We start from the raw sequence: 16,938 nt of genomic DNA on the forward strand, positions 1-16,938 counted from the left end.
CGACGCTATCAGCCGCCGGGCGCGCCCCGATAACGGTCAGATCTCAGCCGAGCCGGCCGAGCGCGCGCCCGCCGAGCACGTGCAGGTGGACGTGGAACACGGTCTGACCGGCCTCGGCGCCGATGTTGGTCACCAGCCGCACGGAGTCGCGCCCGTCGGTCTTCGCGACCTCCCCGGCGGCGGCGACCAGCTCGCCCATGAGGGCCGGGTCGGCGGCGGCCAGCTCGACGGCGTTGTCGTAGTGCGCCTTCGGCACGACCACCACGTGCGTGGGGGCCTGCGGGGAGATGTCGCGGAAGGCCAGCACGCGGGCGGTGTCGAGCACGACGGTGGCGGGCAGCTCACCCCGGACGATCCGACAGAACAGGCAGGTATCAGTCACGCGGACAGGATAGACCGGCCACTTGGCCGCGAGCGAAGGTCTAGAGCGTTCAACCGCTGACGGGTACGCGGCGGCTGTCCCCGGTTACCAGCGCCCGAGGCGCGCCGACAGCACCGAGAGCGCGGCCACCCCGGCCGTGGAGGTGCGCAGCACGTTCGGGCCGAGCCGGACGGGGATCGCGCCCCGGTCGGCGAAGTCGAGCACCTCGTTGGAGTCGATGCCGCCCTCCGGCCCGACCACCAGGGTGATGTCCCCGGCCGGCAGCGGCACCGTGGACAGCGCGACGTCGGCCTCCTCGTGCAGGACGAACGTGGGCGTCACCTGCGCCGTGGTCCTCAGCTCGGAGACCGTGGGGAACCAGGCCCGCCGGGACTGCTTGGCCGCCTCCCGGGCCACCGCCCGCCACTTCTCCAGGGACTTCTGGGCCCGCTCGCCCTTCCAGTGCGTGATCGACCGGGACGCCTGCCAGGGCACGATCTCGTCGACGCCGACCTCGGTCATCGCCTGGACGGCCAACTCGGCCCGCTCGCCCTTGGGCAGGCCCTGGACCACGACGAGCCGGGGGTCGGCGGGGGCGGTGTGGAACCGCTCCTCCAGCCGTACCCCGAGACTGCCCTTCGCGACGTCGACCACGACGCACTCGGCGGTGGCCCCCGCGCCGTCACCCAGCAGCAGCCGCTCGCCGACCCGGAGCCGCTGGACGTCGGCGGCGTGCCGGCCCTCGGGGCCGTCCAGGGTGAACCGGTCGCCGGCCGGCAGCTCCGCGACCCAGAACAAGGCCAGACTCACGCGCACTCCTCGCACTCGGGCCGGCCGCCCACCCGGGCGCCCGCGGGCCGTCCGGGGTGCCCCGCGACCACCCGCGAGAATAACCCGCCGGCCGCGCCCGCACCGACGCAACGGGCCCGGGTGCCCCCTGAGGGTCACCCGGGCCCGATCAGCCAGGTGGACGGCTACTTGAGCGCGTCCTTCACGCGGGAGAAGAACCCGCCGCCCTGCTTGGTCACCTCGACCAGTTCCTCGCCCCGGGACCGCGCGAACTCCCGTAGCAGCCGCTCGGAGTCGCCGTCGAGCTTGGTGGGCGTCTTCACGTCCAGGTGCACGTAGATGTCGCCCCGGCCGTTGCCGCGCAGGTGCGGGACGCCCTTGCCGCGCAGCCGCAGGTTGCTCCCCGGCTGGGTGCCGGGCCGGATGTCGATCAGCTCCTCGCTGTCCAGCGTCTTGATGGTCAGCTGGGTGCCGAGCGCCGCCGCCGTCATCGGCACGGACACGGTGCAGTGCAGGTCGTCGCCCTTGCGGGTGTACACCTCGTGCCGGCGCTCGTGGATCTCCACGTACAGGTCGCCGGCCGGACCGCCGCCGGGGCCGACCTCGCCCTGGCCGGAGAGCCGGATCCGCATGCCGTCCTCGACGCCGCCCGGGATCTTCACGGTCAGGTTGCGCCGGGACCGGACCCGGCCGTCGCCGTTGCAGGTGGCGCACGGGTTGGGGATGACGCTGCCGAAGCCCTGGCACGCGGCGCACGGGCGGGCGGTGACGACCTGGCCGAGGAACGTGCGCTGCACGCTCTGCACCTCGCCGCGGCCCTGGCAGACGTCGCAGGTCACCGGGGTGGTGCCGGCCGCGCAACCGCCGCCGTCGCACGTGGCGCAGACGATGGCCGTGTCGACGGTGAGCGGGGCCTCCAGGCCGAACGCGGTCTCGTGCAGGTCCAGTTCGAGGCGCAGGACCGCGTCCGCTCCCGCGCGCACGCGCGAGCGCGGGCCACGGCCGGCCGAGTTGCCGAAGAAGGCGTCCATGATGTCCTGGAAGCCGACGAAGGGGCTGCCGCCGGGGGGCATGCCGCCGCCGTTGGGCGCCAGGGGGTCGCCGCCGAGGTCGACCATCTGGCGCTTCTGCGGGTCGGACAGGACCTCGTACGCCGCGCTGATGTCCTTGAACTGCTCCTGCGCCTCTGGGGCCGGGTTGACGTCCGGGTGGAACTGGCGGGCCAGTTTCCGGTACGCCTTCTTCAACTCGTCCTGGCTGGCGTCCCGGCTCACGCCCAGGATCGCGTAGTAGTCCTTGGCCACTGTCGTCCTAACTCAGTTTTGGGAGTTCTGGGCGAGAATCTCGCCGACATAACGGGCCACCGCGCGGACGGTGGCCATGGTCGAGGGGTAGTCCATCCGGGTGGGGCCGAGGACCCCGAGGCCGCCGACGGCTGTCGTGCCGGGGCCGTAACCGGTGGAGACCACCGAGGTGGAGCGGAGATCGACGAACTCGTTCTCGTCGCCGATCAGGACGCGCACCATGCTGGAGGAGTCGGTCTCGCCGATCAGCTTGAGCAGCACGACCTCCTCCTCGATGGCTTCGAGAATCGGCATCAGCGAGCCGGGGAAGTCCAGCGCGCTGCGGGTCAGGTTCACGGTGCCGGCGAGGGCCAGGCGCTCCTCGCCACGTTCGACCAGGGTCTCCAGGAGAACGGTCGACAGACTGATCATCGCGGGGCGGAGGTCGAAACGCACCTCTTCCACCAGAGCCTGCACCAGGGTCGGCGTGTCGATCAGTTTCTTCCCGACGAGCTTCTCGTTGATCTGCCGGCGGAGCGCCATGATCGACTCTTCGTCGGTCGGGCCCGGCAGCTCGCACAGCCGCTGCTCGACCCGGCCGGTGTCCGTGATCATGACGAGCATGATCCGGGTGGTACTGACCGCGATGAGTTCCAGATGGCGCACGGAACTGCGGGTCAGCGACGGGTACTGCACGACGGCGACCTGCCGGGTCAGCTGCGCGAGCAGCCGCACGGACCGGTGGACCACGTCGTCCAGGTCGACGGAGCCGTCGAGGAAGCGCTGGATGGCCCGCTTCTCCGCCGGGCTCATCGGCTTGATCCGGCTGAGCTTGTCGACGAACAGCCGGTATCCCTTGTCGGTGGGCACCCGGCCGGCGCTGGTGTGCGGCTGGCGGATGTACCCCTCCTCCTCGAGGACGGCCATGTCGTTGCGCACGGTGGCGGAGGACACCCGCAGGTTGTGCCGTTCCACCAGCGCCTTGCTGCCCACCGGCTCCTGGGTGGCGACGTAGTCCTCGACAATCGCGCGCAGAACGTCCAGTTTCCGCTCGTCCATCGGCACGCCCATCACCTCCCTGGCACTCCCGTGGCGTGAGTGCCAGTCTACGACCGCTGACAAGTCATGTGCCGACTCTGCTGTCAGCTTGCTGTCAGCTGACAGACTTCCGTGATCAAGACCACTAGGTTGTCGGCATGACGCAACCCCCTCCCCCGCCTGGCTACGGGTATCCCCCGCCCCCACCAGCCAACTCCGACGAGAAGACCTGGGCACTCGTCGCCACCTTCGGCGCCGCGGTCGGCGCTTTCGTCTCCTGCGGCGTGCTCGGTTTCGTCGGCCCGCTGGTGGCGTTCCTGGCGAAGGGCAAGGAGTCCCCGGCCGTCCGGGCGCACGCGCTCGCCGCCCTGAACTTCCAGGCCCCGCTGAGCGCGGTGGCGTTCCTGTTCGTGATCGCCTACAACTGCTCGGGGATCATCCCCGGCGTCGGCTGGCTGGTCTCGCTCCTCGCGGGCGTCGTCTCCCTGGCCGTGTTCGTGGTCGCGATCCTGTTCGGCGTGCTCGCGGGTGTGAAGGCCAACGACGGGCAGTTCTACAAGTACCCGTTCAACTTCGACCTGATCAAGTAAGTAGGCCGGGCGCAGGGCTCCCCTACCGGGGTGCCCTGGCCTACCCTGACGTCGTGACTGACAACGATCACGACTTCCCTGTCACCGGCCCGCCGTGGAACCCGCCCCGGCCGGCCCCCGGTGGCTACCGGGTGCCCCCGCCCCCGCCGCGGTTCCAGGCCCGGCCGGGCTCCGGCTACGGGCACGGCGGCCCGGGCGACCCCGCGGACCCGGCGTACGCGGGCCCGGCCCCGCACCGCCTGGAGATGTCCGACGCCGCGATGACCCACTACCTGGGCCTGGCCGGCATCCTCGGCCCCATCCTGATGTACGTGATCAAGGGCCCCACCTCGGGCTGGGTCCGGGCGAACGCCGCCGAGGCCCTGAACTTCCACATCTCGATGATCTTCTGGTCCCTGGGCTGGATCCTGGTGTCGTTCGTCGCGGCCTGCGGGCTCGGCGCGATCACGAACGGGGTCGGCTTCTTCGCGGTCTTCCTGCTCGCGTTCGTGCCGCTGGTCGTGTCGATCACGTTCTCGGTGATCGCGGGGGCGGCGGCCAGCCGGGGCCGGTTCTACACGTACCCGTTGACGATCCGGATGATCAAGGGCTGACCTCGGCGGTGACGGTCTCCGTACCCGTCGCGCCCTTCTTCTTCTGCCAGGTGCCGTCGCCCGGGGTCCACTCCATGCCCGCGTAGCGCACGGCCCGGACCCCGTGCTCCTCGGCGTGCGCGACGAGCCAGTGCGCGTACTGCCAGCCGGCCTGGGCGTCGCGGGGCTTGAGGTCCATGGCCGTCGCCCGGGTCGCCCCCGCCTGCCCCCAGTCGAGCTTGAGCGCGGCGGCCAGCGCGGTGACGGCCGCGGAACCCTGCTGCTTCGGGTCGCCGGGCAGGGTGCACGCCACGGCCTGCCCCGCCGAGCCGCCGAGCGCCCGGGTGAGGATCTCGGACTTCTCGGCCCACTGCTCGTACAGCTCGGGGTGCGCGCTGATCTGCACGGCCTGGGCGGCGTCGGTGACCCGCATGTCCTGCCAGCCGGGGACCTTGACGAGCTTGTCGTAGAACTTGCCCGTCGCGTACCTCTGGTCGGCGATCTGTTCCGGGGTGCCCCAGCCCATGGAGGGCCGCTGCTGGAACAGGCCGATCGAGTCGCGGTCCCCGCCCGACAGGTTGCGGATCTTCGACTCCTGCCAGGCGGTCGCGAGCGCGATCACGACCGCCCGCTCGGGCAGCTTGCGCCGGATGCCGACGGCGGCGATGGTCGCGGCGTTGGACAGCTGGTCCGCGTCGAGGGTCACCGTGCCGCCGGCGGTCACCGTGCAGGACTTACCGGACACCGGGAGCTTCAGGTTCTCACCCAGGAAACGGGCCACGAAGTAGCCGCCGGTACAGACCAGCACGACTCCAACGGCCAACACGGTGAGTAACGTCCGGGTCCGCATGGGACACCACCCTACGCGCTAGTAGGGCGCTCCGGCACCCACGAGGGGACACGCTTCGCGGCGAACGCGGCCACACCCTCCCGACCCTCGGCGGACAGGAAATATCCGGCGGACAGATCGGCCAGTTCACGGAGCTTCTCGCGTACCGGGGCCCTGAGCAGGCCCTTCGCGCCGGCCAGCGCGCCAGGTGCGCCGAGAACGAGCGCGTCGAGGTACCGGCGGACCGCCGGATCGAGGTCGGATTCCGGTACGGCGGCTGTCACGAGTCCGACATGCTCGGCCCGGTGGCCGTCGAAGACCTCGCCCGTCAGGTACAACTCGGAGGCTGCACGCGGCGTGAGCCGGGGCAGGACTGTTGCGGAGATCACCGCCGGAATCACCCCGAGTCGGACCTCGGTGAAAGCGAACGTGGCGGCCGTCGAGCACACCGCGATGTCGGCGGCGGCGATCAGCCCGAGGCCACCGGCGCGGGCCGGGCCGGCGATCCGGGCGACGACCGGCTTGGGCGCCTCGACGAGGTCGGCGAGCAGGTCGACCAGCGCGGCGGCGGGCACCTCACCGGACTCGCGGGCGGCGGCGGTCTCCTTCAGGTCGGCCCCGGAGCAGAACACCGGGCCGGCGTGGTCGAGCAGGATCGCCCGGACCGCGTCGTCGGCCAGGGCCTGGCGGAGCGCGTCGGTGAACTGCCTGATCAGGGGCGTCGAGAGCGCGTTGCGGTTGCTCGGGCTGTCGAGAGTGAGAGTCGCCACGCCATCCGCGGCGGCGTACCTGACGAGTTCTTCGGCCATGACCGGCACACTAGTCGCATGCCAGGCGTACTCCCTTCCGGTGCACCCGTCCCCACGGACGGTTCGCTGCCCCCCTCCGCCCTCGCCGCCGCAGGTTCATCCGGTTTCGGGGTGTATGCCCATGTCCCCTTCTGCGCGTCCCGCTGCGGCTACTGCGACTTCAACACCTACACGCCGAGCGAGGGCGTGACCCAGACCGGCTACGTCAACCAGGTGCTGGCCGAGCTCAAACTCGCCTCCCGGGTACTCCGCGGCCCCCGCCCCGTCTCCGCCGTGTTCGTCGGGGGCGGCACCCCCACCCTGCTGCCGCCGTCCGAGCTGGGCCGGCTGCTGGAGAGGATCGACGCGACCTGGGGCTTCACCGACGACGTGGAGATCACCACCGAGGCGAACCCGGAGACCGTCAGCCCGACGATGCTCAAGGAGCTCAGGTCGGCCGGCTTCAACCGGATCTCGCTGGGCATGCAGTCGGCGGCCCCGCACGTGCTGGCCGTCCTCGACCGCAAACACAGCCCCGGCCGCGCCGTCCAGGCCGCGCAGGAGGCCCGGGACGCCGGCTTCGACCACGTCAACCTCGACCTGATCTACGGTACGCCGGGCGAGCGGCCCGAGGACTTCGCCGCGTCCCTCGACGCCGTCCTCGACGCGGGGGTCGACCACGTCAGCGCGTACGCCCTGATCATCGAGGACGGCACCCGGCTGGCCGCGCGGATGCGGCGGGGCGAGCTGCCGTACCCGGACGACGACGTGGCCGCCGACCGGTACCTGGCCGCGTCGTCCACTCTGGAGGCCGCCGGCCTGAACTGGTACGAGGTCTCCAACTGGGCCCGCCCCGGCGGCGAGTGCCGGCACAACCTGCTCTACTGGCGCGGCGGGGACTGGTGGGGTCTCGGGCCGGGCGCGCACAGCCACGTGGGCGGCGTGCGCTGGTGGAACGTGAAGCACCCCAACGCCTACGCGGCCCGGGCGGCCGACAAGGTGTCCCCCGGGGTCGGGCGGGAGCTGCTCACCGCCGAGGAGCGCCGGATCGAGGAGATCATGCTGCGGCTGCGGCTGGCCGAGGGGCTGCCGTTGGCGCTGCTCGACGGGGCCGGGTTGGCGGCGGCACACCGGGCCGTGGCGGACGGGTTGTTGACGCTGGTCGAGGACCGGGCGGTGCTGACGCTGCGCGGGCGGCTGCTCGCCGACGCGGTGATCCGCGACCTGACCTGAGGCCAGGCACGGCCGGCTAGACCAGGCACGGCCCGGCGAGGCGCGAGCCCCGATCGGGTCGGGGCGGGCCGCATCAGGCCATGTCGGGCCGGGGCCGGGCAGCGCGGGACCCGCTGCCCGGCGGATCCGTCAGAGCGCCCACGCGTACTGGACCGGCCACCCCGGCCGCGCCCCCAGCTCCACCGCCGCGCGCCGCGCCCACGACGGATCCCGGAGCAGCTCACGCCCGAGCAGTACCGCGTCGGCCTGCCCGGTCGCCACGATGTCCTCGGCCTGCTTCGGCTCGGTGATCAGCCCGACGGCGCCCACCGCCACCCCGGCCTCGGCGCGCACCCGGGCCGCGAACGGCACCTGGTAGCCGGGCCCGGTGACGACCTTCGCGTCCCGGGCGATGCCGCCGGAGGACGTGTCGACCAGGTCCACGCCGTGCTCGCGGAGCAGCCCGGCCAGCCGGACGGTGTCGTCCACGGTCCACCCGTCGCGCGGGTCGGCGGGGTTCTCCGTCAGCCAGTCGGTGGCCGAGGTGCGGTAGAAGACGGGCAGGTCCGCCGGCCACACGGCACGGACGGCGTCCACGACCTCCAGCGCGAACCGGGCCCGGTTCTCGAACGACCCGCCGTAGGCGTCGGTGCGGTGGTTGGCGTGCGGGGAGAGGAACTCGTGGATCAGGTACCCGTGCGCGCCGTGCACCTCCACCACCTGGAACCCGGCGTCGAGTGCCCGGCGGGCGGCCGCGGCGAAGTCGGCGACGATGCCCCGAATCTCCTCGACGGTCAGCTCGGCGGGGTCACGCAGGCCGTCGAAGGCCTCGGCGCTGGGCGCGACCGGGGTCCAGCCGCCGTCCGCGTCGGACACGGTCGCCGCCTCGGCCCACGGGGCGGTCGCGGAGGCCTTGCGGCCGGCGTGCGCGAGCTGGATGCCGGGGACCGTGCCCTGGGTCTTGAGGAAGTCGGTCACCCGGACGAACGCGTCGCGCTGGGTGTCGTTCCACAGCCCCAGGTCGCCGGGCGTGATCCGGCCGGCGGGGTTCACGGCCGTCGCCTCGACCAGGATCAGGCCCGCGCCGCCGGCCGCCCGGGCCGCCAGGTGGGTGAGATGCCAGTCGTTGGGTACGCCGTCGACCGCGCTGTACATGCACAGCGGGGCCATCCAGATCCGGTTCGGGATGGTGAGCGATCGCAGGGTCAGGGGCTCGAACAGGGCGCTCACGGCCACTCCTTTAGTACGACAGGCTTCGTAGTACGGCAGATGTGAAACTACCACGCCTGTCGTACTATGGAAACCATGTCGCCGAGAGCCCTGCCACACCCCGCCACGGACGAGATCACGCTCGCCGCGGTGCTGCACGCCCTGTCCGACCCGGTGCGGCTGCGGATCGCGACGATGCTGGCCGACGGGCACGGCGACATGGCCTGCATCGCCTTCGATCTGCCGGTGACGAAGTCCACGACCACCCACCATTTCCGGGTACTGCGGGAGGCGGGTGTCATCGCGCAGCACTACCAGGGCACGTCGAAGATGAGCACGCTGCGCCGCGAGGACCTGGAGGCGCTGTTCCCGGGGGTGCTGACGAGCGTGCTGAACGCGGCGCGCGGCGCGCAGGCCGAGGAAGCGGCGCACGCGGGCTGAGGAAGCGGCGCACGCGGGCTGAGCGGGCGCGGCCAGCACCGACGGCGGGCGCGGGCCGGCCCCGGGCGCGCCGAGGGGCGCCGTGGGAGATCCAGTACCCGGAAGAGGTTCTTAGCGGATCGACAGGTGCACGTGGTTGGTGTGCGCGGCGGCCGGACCGCCACCGCCCGAGTAGGACCGCCACCCGGTGCCGGGCATCCAGATCTGCCGGTACCAGATCACGTAGAGCACCGCGAGCCGGTCCGCGTTGGAGATGTACCAGGCCGCGAGCCGGTTGCCGTACTCCCGGTCGGCGCCGCTGGCGTCCACGTCCTGGAAGCCCGACGTGTTGGCCGCCCAGTCGCAGGCCCGGCCGCGCGGGTGCTCGCCACCGTCCTCACCGGACCGGTAGCACGAGACGAAGTGGTTGAACCCGGCCTTCTTCGTCTCGTTGTACGCGTGCAGGGTCCGGGGCGAGATGCAGCCGCCGGTCGTCGGGTCCTTCACGGAACAGCCCTCGGACGGCCAGCTGCCGTCGGGGTTGCGCGGGGCCGGCGAGGCGCCCGCCGGCAGCTCGCCGAACCCGAGGGTCGGGTCGCCGCCGCCGGCGTTCCGCAGCGCCTTGAGGGCGTCCTCCTGGCGCTTCTTCAGCTCCTTGAGCTGGGCTTCCTGCTCGTTGATCGCCGCGTCGAGGTCCTTGCGCTGCTGGGTCAGCGCCGCCTGGGCCTTCTTCAGGTCGGTGATCGAGCGCGCGTCCCGTTCGGACATGTACCGCATGGTGGACGCCGACTGCAGGTACGAGTCGGCGGAGGTGCTGTTCAACAGGACGTTGAGCTCGCTCGTCGTGCCGCCCCGGTACTGCGCCGCCGCCAACCGCCCGACCGCCACGACCAGGTCCTTGACCTTGGCCTCGCTGTTCGTCACCTCGACGGACAGCTCACCCTGGCGCTTCTTGGCGTTGGCGATGGCGGTCTTCGCGTCCTGGTACCCCTTGGAGGCGGCCTCCAGGGCGTCGCGCAGCGCCTTCGTGCCGCCCTCGGGGTCGGCCTGGGCCGGAGCCCCGGCCAGGAGGGTGGCCGCCATCACAACGGCCATCAATGCGGCGACACGACGACGTAATGACATGGGTTACTTCTTACCACCCGGCTTCTCGGGGCCGTCACTGGTGCTCAGCGCTGCGATGAACGCCTCCTGCGGGACCTCCACCCGGCCGACCATCTTCATGCGCTTCTTGCCCTCTTTCTGCTTCTCCAGCAGCTTGCGCTTACGGGTGATGTCACCGCCGTAGCACTTCGCGAGGACGTCCTTGCGGATGGCCCGGATGTTCTCCCGGGCGATGACCCGCGAACCGATGGCCGCCTGGATCGGCACCTCGAACTGCTGGCGCGGGATCAGCTTCTGCAACTTCGAGGTCATCGAGACCCCGTAGGTGTAGGCCTTGTCCTTGTGGACGATCGCGGAGAACGCGTCGACCGGCTCGCCCTGCAGCAGGATGTCCACCTTGACCAGGTCGGCGACCTGCTCGCCCGAGGGCTCGTAGTCCAGCGAGGCGTAGCCCTTCGTCCGACTCTTGAGCTGGTCGAAGAAGTCGAAGATGATCTCGCCGAGCGGCAGCAGGTAGCGGAGTTCGACCCGGTCGGCCGACAGGTAGTCCATGCCCTGGAGCACGCCGCGCCGCCCCTGGCAGAGCTCCATGATCGCGCCGACGTAGTCGTTGGGCGCCAGCACCGTGACCCGCGCCACCGGCTCGGAGACGGAGGCGACCTTGCCCGTCGGGTACTCGCTCGGGTTGGTGACGACGATCTCCTCGCCGTCGTCCGTGGTGACCCGGTAGACCACGTTCGGGGCGGTCGCGATCAGGTCGAGGCCGAACTCGCGCTCCAGCCGCTCCTGGATGATCTCCAGGTGCAGCAGCCCGAGGAAGCCGCACCGGAACCCGAAGCCGAGCGCCGCGGAGGTCTCCGGCTCGTACACCAGGGACGCGTCGTTCAGCTTCAGCTTGTCGAGGGCCTCGCGCAGCTCCGGGTAGTCGGAGCCGTCGAGCGGGTAGAGCCCGGAGAAGACCATCGGCTTCGGGTCCTTGTACCCGCCCAGGGCCTCGGTGGCCGGCCGCGAGTTCAGCGTGACCGTGTCGCCGACCCGGGACTGGCGGACGTCCTTCACGCCGGTGATCAGGTAACCGACCTCGCCGACGCCCAGCCCGGGGTGCTTCTGCGGCTCCGGGGAGCTGACCCCGATCTCCAGCAGCTCGTGCACGGCGCCGGTGGACATCATCTTGATCCGGTCCCGGGCCGTGATGTGGCCGTCGATGACCCGGATGTAGGTGATCACGCCCCGGTACACGTCGTAGACCGAGTCGAAGATCATGGCGCGGGCGGGCGCGTCGGCGTCCCCGACCGGCGGGGTCATCTGCCGGACGACCTCGTCCAGGAGGTGCTCGACGCCGGCGCCGGTCTTGCCGGAGACCCGCAGGCAGTCCTCGGGCTCGCAGCCGATCAGGTGGGCGAGCTCCTCCGCGTACTTCTCCGGCTGGGCGGCCGGCAGGTCGATCTTGTTCAGCACCGGAATGATCTTGAGGTTGTTCTCCATCGCCAGGTACAGGTTGGCGAGAGTCTGCGCCTCGATGCCCTGCGCGGCGTCCACCAGCAGCACGGCGCCCTCACAGGCGGCGAGCGACCGGGACACCTCGTAGGTGAAGTCCACGTGCCCCGGGGTGTCGATCATGTTGAGCACGGCCTGGTACCCGGCCTGCTCGCCCTCCTTGATCGTCCACGGCATCCGGACGGCCTGGCTCTTGATCGTGATGCCGCGCTCACGCTCGATGTCCATCCGGTCCAGGTACTGCGCCCGCATCTGCCGAGGGTCGACCACACCGGTCAACTGCAGCATCCGGTCGGCAAGGGTCGACTTGCCGTGGTCGATGTGGGCAATGATGCAGAAGTTCCGGATGTATCCGGGTTCCGTCGCGCCTGGGTCGAGCTTCACTGGCACGGTGTCCTCGGGTCGATGGGCGTGGGCTGCCTCCGATGATCCCACAAACCGCGTGGCGGGCCGGCTGGTGGCTGGGGCACGATCGTGACCATGCGTAACCCAGGGGTCGACTACACCTCCACCGCCGTCCGCCCCGACTGGAATTCCCTGCCCGCGGCCGTGCGCGCCCTGGTCGCCGACCGCCTCGGCGGCCCGGTCACCGCGGGCCCCCCGGCCGGCGGCGGCTTCTCCGGCGGTTTCGCCTCCGTGGTGCGCGGCCCGGCCGGCGCCCTCTTCGTCAAAGCGGTCAGCGGCACGGACAATCCGGTCATCGCCGACTGCTACCGCAGAGAAGCAAAGATCAACCAGGCTCTTCCCCCGGGGGTACCGGTCCCCCGCGTGCACTGGCTCGCCGACACCGACGACTGGGTCATCCTCGCGCTGGACGCCATCGAGGGCGCCCGGATGCCCGGCCTCGACGACCTGGACCGGGTCCTCGCCGCCTGGCACGACGTGATCGACGCTCTGGCCACTCCTCCGCGGGCGCTCCTCGACGTGGGCCTGCACACAGCGGAGGAGGACAACGGCCCCGCCTTCGCCGGCTGGCGCCGGATCGCGGCCGGCGAGATCCCCGACCGGATCCTCGGCGACTGGTTCCCCCGCGACCTGATCGTCCCCCTCGCACACCTCGAGAACGACTGGGCCACGGCCACGGCCGGCACCGCGGTGGTCCACCACGACCTGCGGATGGACAACGTCGTCCTCGACGCGGCCGGCGCCCCGTGGTTCTGCGACTGGAACTGGCCGTCCCTCGCGGCGAGCTGGTTCGACCTGCCGGCCCTCCTGGTGCCCGCGTACGCCGCCGGGCGGGACACCTCCGCACTCCTGGCCCGGCAGCCCGCCCTGTCCGGGGTGGCGCCCGAGCAGGTGGACGCGCTGCTCGCCGCCGTCGCCGGGTACTGGGTGGTCGCCGGGTCGCACGAGTACATCCCGGGGTCACCGTGGCTGCGGCAGCACCAGACGTGGTCGGGGGAGGCCACGGTGCGGTGGATCGCCTCCCGGCGCGGCTGGAAAGTCGACTGACCGGCACGGGCGAGCTCCCGGCAGGCGGGCCAGCGGCCTGTTCGGCGCCCTGGCCCCGACTCCGCGCACCCAGCTTGCAGGCGGGCTGAGCTGGGGTGGAGCATGGTGGGGACCGGTTCGGAGCTGGGCTCATTTTGGTCGGGCCGGCGCGGGCTGGTAACCTTGCAATTCGCGCGTGCCCATTCGTGGATCTGATCCGTGGAGACGGCGTGCGTTTGGTAAATGACCCGACTCACAAGACCGAGGCTGTGTCGCGTGGCGAATATCAAGTCCCAGATCAAGCGCAACCGGCAGAACGAGAAGGCTCGCCTGCGCAACAAGGCGGTCAAGTCTTCGCTGAAGACCGCCATCCGTAAGTACCGCGAGGCGGTTACGGGCGGCAACGTCGAGGCTGCTGGTGAGCTCCTGAAGGACGCCACCCGCAAGCTGGACAAGGCTGCGAGCAAGGGCGTCATCCACAAGAACCAGGCCGCGAACCGGAAGTCGTCGATCGCTTCCGACTTCGTCAAGCTGTCTGCCTAGTCAGACCACACACTGAGCCGCCCCAGCCTGGCTGGGGCGGCTCAGTGTCGTTCCCTGCCCCGCCAGCCCGGTGCCGTGGTCGGCTCTGCCGGCTCGGCGCTGCGGTCCATCCTCGCCAGCCGCGCACCTTCACCTGGCCGTCGAGCCGGTCGACCTGGCTGGTCAGGCGCCAAGCCATAGCGCTGGGCAGGCCAGGCGGGTCCCGCCTCTCCGTTTCCTGGTCGTGCGGGCGCCGGGCGGGTGTCGTTTGCGTCACGTTGTGCGCTTAGGGTCACGCTAGGATGCGTCCGTGACGACGCCTTCGCAGGACCAGCCGCAACCTGACCCGCCCGCCGTCCCGGCTCCCGCCGAGGGCGGCCTGCCATTGTGGCCGGACAACCAGGCGGAGAACCCGTCGGCGGTTCCCGCGCAGTCCGGGCCGCCCGCGGATTCCCGCGACCTGCCGCTGTGGCCTGCCGAAGACGCGCGCACTCCCGTGCCCCCCGCTCCGGCCAGCGCGCCGGATGGGGCGACCACGCCGATCGCCCCCGCCGGCCAGCCCGGCCCCGGACATGGTTCGGCACCGCACCAGCCGGGTCCGGCCGCGCATTCTTCCGCGCCTGGGCAGGCCGACCAACTTGGTCAGTCCGGCCAGTGGGGTCAGCCCGGGTCGGGTTCCGCGGATCAGGGGCAGCTGGGGGGCGGCCATGCGCCGCAGGTACCTGGCCAGGTCTGGTCCGGGGGTTCTTCGCCTTCGGGGGTCACGCCCGGGCAGGGGCCGTCCGGAACACCGGGGGCTCCGGCCGAGGCGGCTTGGCAGGGGGCTCCGCACCAGGCCGGTCCCGGTGCGCCCAGCGGTCCTTACGGCGCGACGCCCGGGGGTCAGCCTGGGCCCTACAGCCAGGCTCCCGGCGTGCCCACCTACAGTCCTGACGGTCCTTACAACGCTGGTCCGGGCGCGCAGCCCGGTCCTTACGGGGCCGCTACCGGGGTGCAGACCGGTCCTTACCCGCCCGGGCAGCCCGGGGCCTACGGGGTCGAGGCCGGCCCTTACGCGCCCGGGGCCCAGCCTGGGCAGTACGGACCCTACGGTGCCCAGCCTGGGCCTTACGGGGCCGGGCAGGTGCCGCCGTATGGGCAGCCGGCCTACGGGACGCCCGGGTACGCGGTGCCGTCGACGGGCAAGTCCGGGGTCAACGTGGGGCTCATCGTCGGGCTGGTGGCCGTGACGCTCGTCATCGTGCTGGTCGGGGTCGGGGCGCTCGTCTGGGTGCTGAACGGCGAGGACGACGCGGCGACCAGTACCTCCGGGAAGGGTATTTCGGGGTTGGTCGACTATCGGGCCACCACGCCCGGAGGGCTCGCGGCGACACACACGCCCGGGGAGGTCACCTACCCGATGACGCCGCCGGCCGGCGGGCCGCACAACCCGCAGTGGCAGAACTGCATGGGCGACGTGTACCCCCGCAAGATCACTTCGGAGAAGGCCGTGCACAGCCTGGAGCACGGGGCCGTGTGGATCACCTATGACCCGCAGCGGGTCGTGGCCTCGGACGTGGAGAAGCTCGCCGCCAAGGTGCGCGGGGTGGACTACATGATGATGAGCCCGTTCCCGGGGCAGGGGGCGAAGATCTCACTGCAGGCCTGGGGGTACCAGCTGGCGGTGGACAGTCCGACGGACAAGCGGATCGGGCAGTTCATCCAGAAGTACCGGCTGACCGCGTCGCTGGAGCCCGGGGCGGTGTGCTCGGGCGGGGCTACCGAATAGTGGGGGCAGGGGGTGGTCTGCTAATCTTTCCGAGGTTCGCAAGGGCCCCCGTAGCTCAGGGGATAGAGCGCTGCCCTCCGGAGGCAGAAGCGCAGGTTCGAATCCTGCCGGGGGCACCACAGATTTCCGGGTAGTACACAGAAGCCTCTGACCAGCCAATATGGCAGTCAGGGGCTTCTTTCGTCGCATCCGGCTAGCCACGGCTGTATCCGGCCCCGCCTACGGGTTTCTACGTCAAATGGACGTCCAAGTTTTTCAGGCCCACCCGAGTGCCGAGTCGACCCGCTGACACAGAAGCCCGATCCCTCCGTCCAGGCACTTGGCGCAGATCCGGTACAGGATCTCTACCGACTGGCCCGCCCACTCGGCAGCATCAGTCGGCGGAACCCCGCCGTTGAGCCATGTCGAGATCGCGGCGTGCCGCAGGTCATACGGCACCGCCGCCAGCGGCCCGGCGGCCACTTCTCCCACGAACACCTCGCGACGCGCTCTTCTCCAGGCTCGGAGGATGGTTCCAGTGGGCAGTTCGGTGCCGTTGCGCTCCCCCACGAACACCGGCCCGTCAGCGGCGGTGCCGAACAGGAACCAGCGGGATACCTGCCGGTGGTTCTTCTCGTAGTGACTGGCGAGGCCGAACCTTTGGTGCTCGTCAGGTCGCGGTATGCCACCCAGCCCGGGGATATCCTCCATACCGAAAGGCGGGTGCACGTACGGCTGTCGACAACTGACACACCAAACCGGGTGGATCCACAGCAGTAGCCGCTTGAACTTCACCGACCCCCCAACCACCCGAAGGGCGATGGCTGGGCCGTCCTGTTCAACGTGCGACCGGGCGTTCGCTTGGGGAGCTGGCGCATCCTCGCGAACGTCTCCATAGCCTCCGAACGTAGGTCGCACGGTTCAAGCTGCCCGCACGTCGTGCACGTGCCTGAAGGTGAAGTCGTCAGGTGCTCGTCGATCAGCGCCTGCGCCTTGTCGAGCTGGTCAAGCGCGGCGGTACCGAGGTAGATGGTCACGGCTGCTTCACTCCCGCACTCCCCGCACATGCCACCCGTTGCCCACCGGACACTCAAACGGGATAGCCACGTAGTCCTGCCCGATCCGGTCCTCGAACGTCTTGGCTTCCCGCTCGCTCAGGATCGTGCGGTGATCGCAGCTCCGACAGGGCGTCGGCCGCGGAACCGATCGGTTACCAGCAGCCCGGCTATCCACAGCGCACCCCACGAGCCGGAGCGGCGATCTGAGCGCCCTTCTCCTTCTCCAGCCTTCGCTCTACTGCCAGGCGGTGCGCGCAGGGAGCCCTGACGTAGCGCAGCCACATCTCCACACAGCCGAAGCACCAGCCACTATCTCCGCGCAGTCGGCTGTGGTAACTAGTGACGTCCTCCGTGGTCATGTTCGCCCGCACCCACGATTCCCACTCGGCCTGTTCTTGTGCGCCCATCGCCACGGCGGCTCCTCAGGGTTGGAAGGCACCGAGATGAGCGGGGTCGGACATCGGGTCTGGCGGCCTCGGGGAAGGAGC

The 16,938-nt window shown here is 70.9% G+C and carries 17 protein-coding genes and 1 tRNA gene; 8 read left to right on the forward strand and 10 right to left on the reverse strand.

Annotated elements, in window-relative coordinates; all coding sequences use genetic code 11:
* Positions 1-43: 43 nt before the first annotated feature.
* From PT931_RS19335 to hrcA, 4 genes are all read right to left on the reverse strand, one after another.
* Positions 44-382 (reverse strand): histidine triad nucleotide-binding protein, encoded by a 339-nt coding sequence (locus PT931_RS19335; protein WP_456247135.1) that lies wholly within the window; start codon positions 380-382, stop codon positions 44-46.
* A gap of 84 nt (positions 383-466) precedes the next feature.
* The gene (locus PT931_RS19340; RefSeq protein ID WP_456247136.1) at positions 467-1,171 is read right to left on the reverse strand and encodes a 16S rRNA (uracil(1498)-N(3))-methyltransferase; all 705 of its coding nucleotides are present in this window, start codon (positions 1,169-1,171) and stop codon (positions 467-469) included.
* Positions 1,172-1,335: 164 nt separating this feature from the next.
* Positions 1,336-2,454: a molecular chaperone DnaJ gene (gene dnaJ / locus PT931_RS19345; RefSeq protein WP_363728863.1), complete on the reverse strand. Its 1,119-nt coding sequence runs from the start codon at positions 2,452-2,454 to the stop codon at positions 1,336-1,338.
* A gap of 12 nt (positions 2,455-2,466) precedes the next feature.
* Positions 2,467-3,498 (reverse strand): heat-inducible transcriptional repressor HrcA, encoded by a 1,032-nt coding sequence (gene hrcA / locus PT931_RS19350; protein ID WP_363728864.1) that lies wholly within the window; start codon positions 3,496-3,498, stop codon positions 2,467-2,469.
* 131 nt (positions 3,499-3,629) lie between these two features.
* Here hrcA and PT931_RS19355 point away from each other — a divergent pair, with 131 nt between their 5' ends.
* Together PT931_RS19355 and PT931_RS19360 are read left to right on the forward strand one after the other, a co-directional pair.
* The gene (locus PT931_RS19355) at positions 3,630-4,061 is read left to right on the forward strand and encodes a DUF4870 domain-containing protein (protein ID WP_456247137.1); all 432 of its coding nucleotides are present in this window, start codon (positions 3,630-3,632) and stop codon (positions 4,059-4,061) included.
* Positions 4,062-4,114: 53 nt separating this feature from the next.
* Complete coding sequence (locus tag PT931_RS19360; RefSeq protein WP_456247138.1) at positions 4,115-4,654, forward strand: DUF4870 domain-containing protein; 540 nt, start codon at positions 4,115-4,117, stop codon at positions 4,652-4,654.
* Here the strand turns inward: PT931_RS19360 and PT931_RS19365 are convergent.
* Positions 4,644-5,483, reverse strand: a complete 840-nt coding sequence (locus PT931_RS19365) for a hypothetical protein (protein WP_456247139.1) — start codon at positions 5,481-5,483, stop codon at positions 4,644-4,646. The two genes, PT931_RS19360 and PT931_RS19365, sit on opposite strands and share 11 nt — an antisense overlap.
* 11 nt (positions 5,484-5,494) lie before the next feature.
* Positions 5,495-6,271 carry an enoyl-CoA hydratase-related protein gene (locus tag PT931_RS19370; RefSeq protein WP_456247140.1) on the reverse strand — a complete coding sequence of 259 codons (777 nt, stop codon included), beginning with the start codon at positions 6,269-6,271 and terminating at the stop codon, positions 5,495-5,497.
* Positions 6,272-6,289: 18 nt separating this feature from the next.
* Here PT931_RS19370 and hemW point away from each other — a divergent pair, with 18 nt between their 5' ends.
* Complete coding sequence (hemW, locus tag PT931_RS19375) at positions 6,290-7,483, forward strand: radical SAM family heme chaperone HemW (RefSeq protein ID WP_363728869.1); 1,194 nt, start codon at positions 6,290-6,292, stop codon at positions 7,481-7,483.
* Between the two features lie 129 nt (positions 7,484-7,612).
* On the opposite strand, the gene PT931_RS19380 is transcribed toward hemW, so the two are convergent.
* The gene (locus tag PT931_RS19380) at positions 7,613-8,692 is read right to left on the reverse strand and encodes an NADH:flavin oxidoreductase/NADH oxidase (RefSeq protein WP_456247141.1); all 1,080 of its coding nucleotides are present in this window, start codon (positions 8,690-8,692) and stop codon (positions 7,613-7,615) included.
* 75 nt (positions 8,693-8,767) lie between these two features.
* Here PT931_RS19380 and PT931_RS19385 point away from each other — a divergent pair, with 75 nt between their 5' ends.
* The gene (locus PT931_RS19385) at positions 8,768-9,112 is read left to right on the forward strand and encodes an ArsR/SmtB family transcription factor (RefSeq protein WP_456247142.1); all 345 of its coding nucleotides are present in this window, start codon (positions 8,768-8,770) and stop codon (positions 9,110-9,112) included.
* Positions 9,113-9,223: 111 nt separating this feature from the next.
* Here PT931_RS19385 and PT931_RS19390 read toward each other — a convergent pair whose 3' ends face one another.
* Both PT931_RS19390 and lepA read right to left on the reverse strand, forming a co-directional pair.
* Positions 9,224-10,216 carry a coiled-coil domain-containing protein gene (locus PT931_RS19390; RefSeq protein WP_456247143.1) on the reverse strand — a complete coding sequence of 331 codons (993 nt, stop codon included), beginning with the start codon at positions 10,214-10,216 and terminating at the stop codon, positions 9,224-9,226.
* A 3-nt stretch (positions 10,217-10,219) separates the two neighbouring features.
* On the reverse strand, positions 10,220-12,082 hold the full coding sequence (gene lepA / locus PT931_RS19395; protein WP_456247144.1) for a translation elongation factor 4: 1,863 nt from the start codon (positions 12,080-12,082) through the stop codon (positions 10,220-10,222).
* 90 nt (positions 12,083-12,172) lie between these two features.
* Here lepA and PT931_RS19400 point away from each other — a divergent pair, with 90 nt between their 5' ends.
* The 4 genes from PT931_RS19400 to PT931_RS19415 all read left to right on the forward strand — a co-directional run bounded on the left by PT931_RS19400 (position 12,173) and on the right by PT931_RS19415 (position 15,532).
* A complete protein-coding gene (locus tag PT931_RS19400) occupies positions 12,173-13,144 on the forward strand; it encodes an aminoglycoside phosphotransferase family protein (RefSeq protein ID WP_456247145.1) in 972 nt (323 codons plus the stop codon).
* 255 nt (positions 13,145-13,399) lie between these two features.
* Entirely contained in the window at positions 13,400-13,666 is a 267-nt protein-coding gene (rpsT, locus tag PT931_RS19405; RefSeq protein WP_363728877.1) for a 30S ribosomal protein S20, read from the forward strand.
* Between the two features lie 1,102 nt (positions 13,667-14,768).
* Positions 14,769-15,413, forward strand: a complete 645-nt coding sequence (locus PT931_RS19410; protein ID WP_456247146.1) for a DUF3105 domain-containing protein — start codon at positions 14,769-14,771, stop codon at positions 15,411-15,413.
* A gap of 44 nt (positions 15,414-15,457) precedes the next feature.
* Positions 15,458-15,532: transfer RNA gene (locus PT931_RS19415), tRNA-Arg, on the forward strand.
* A gap of 136 nt (positions 15,533-15,668) precedes the next feature.
* On the opposite strand, the gene PT931_RS19420 is transcribed toward PT931_RS19415, so the two are convergent.
* The gene (locus PT931_RS19420; protein WP_456247147.1) at positions 15,669-16,187 is read right to left on the reverse strand and encodes a hypothetical protein; all 519 of its coding nucleotides are present in this window, start codon (positions 16,185-16,187) and stop codon (positions 15,669-15,671) included.
* Positions 16,188-16,938: the final 751 nt, after the last annotated feature.

It is taken from the genome of Longispora urticae (assembly GCF_053902585.1).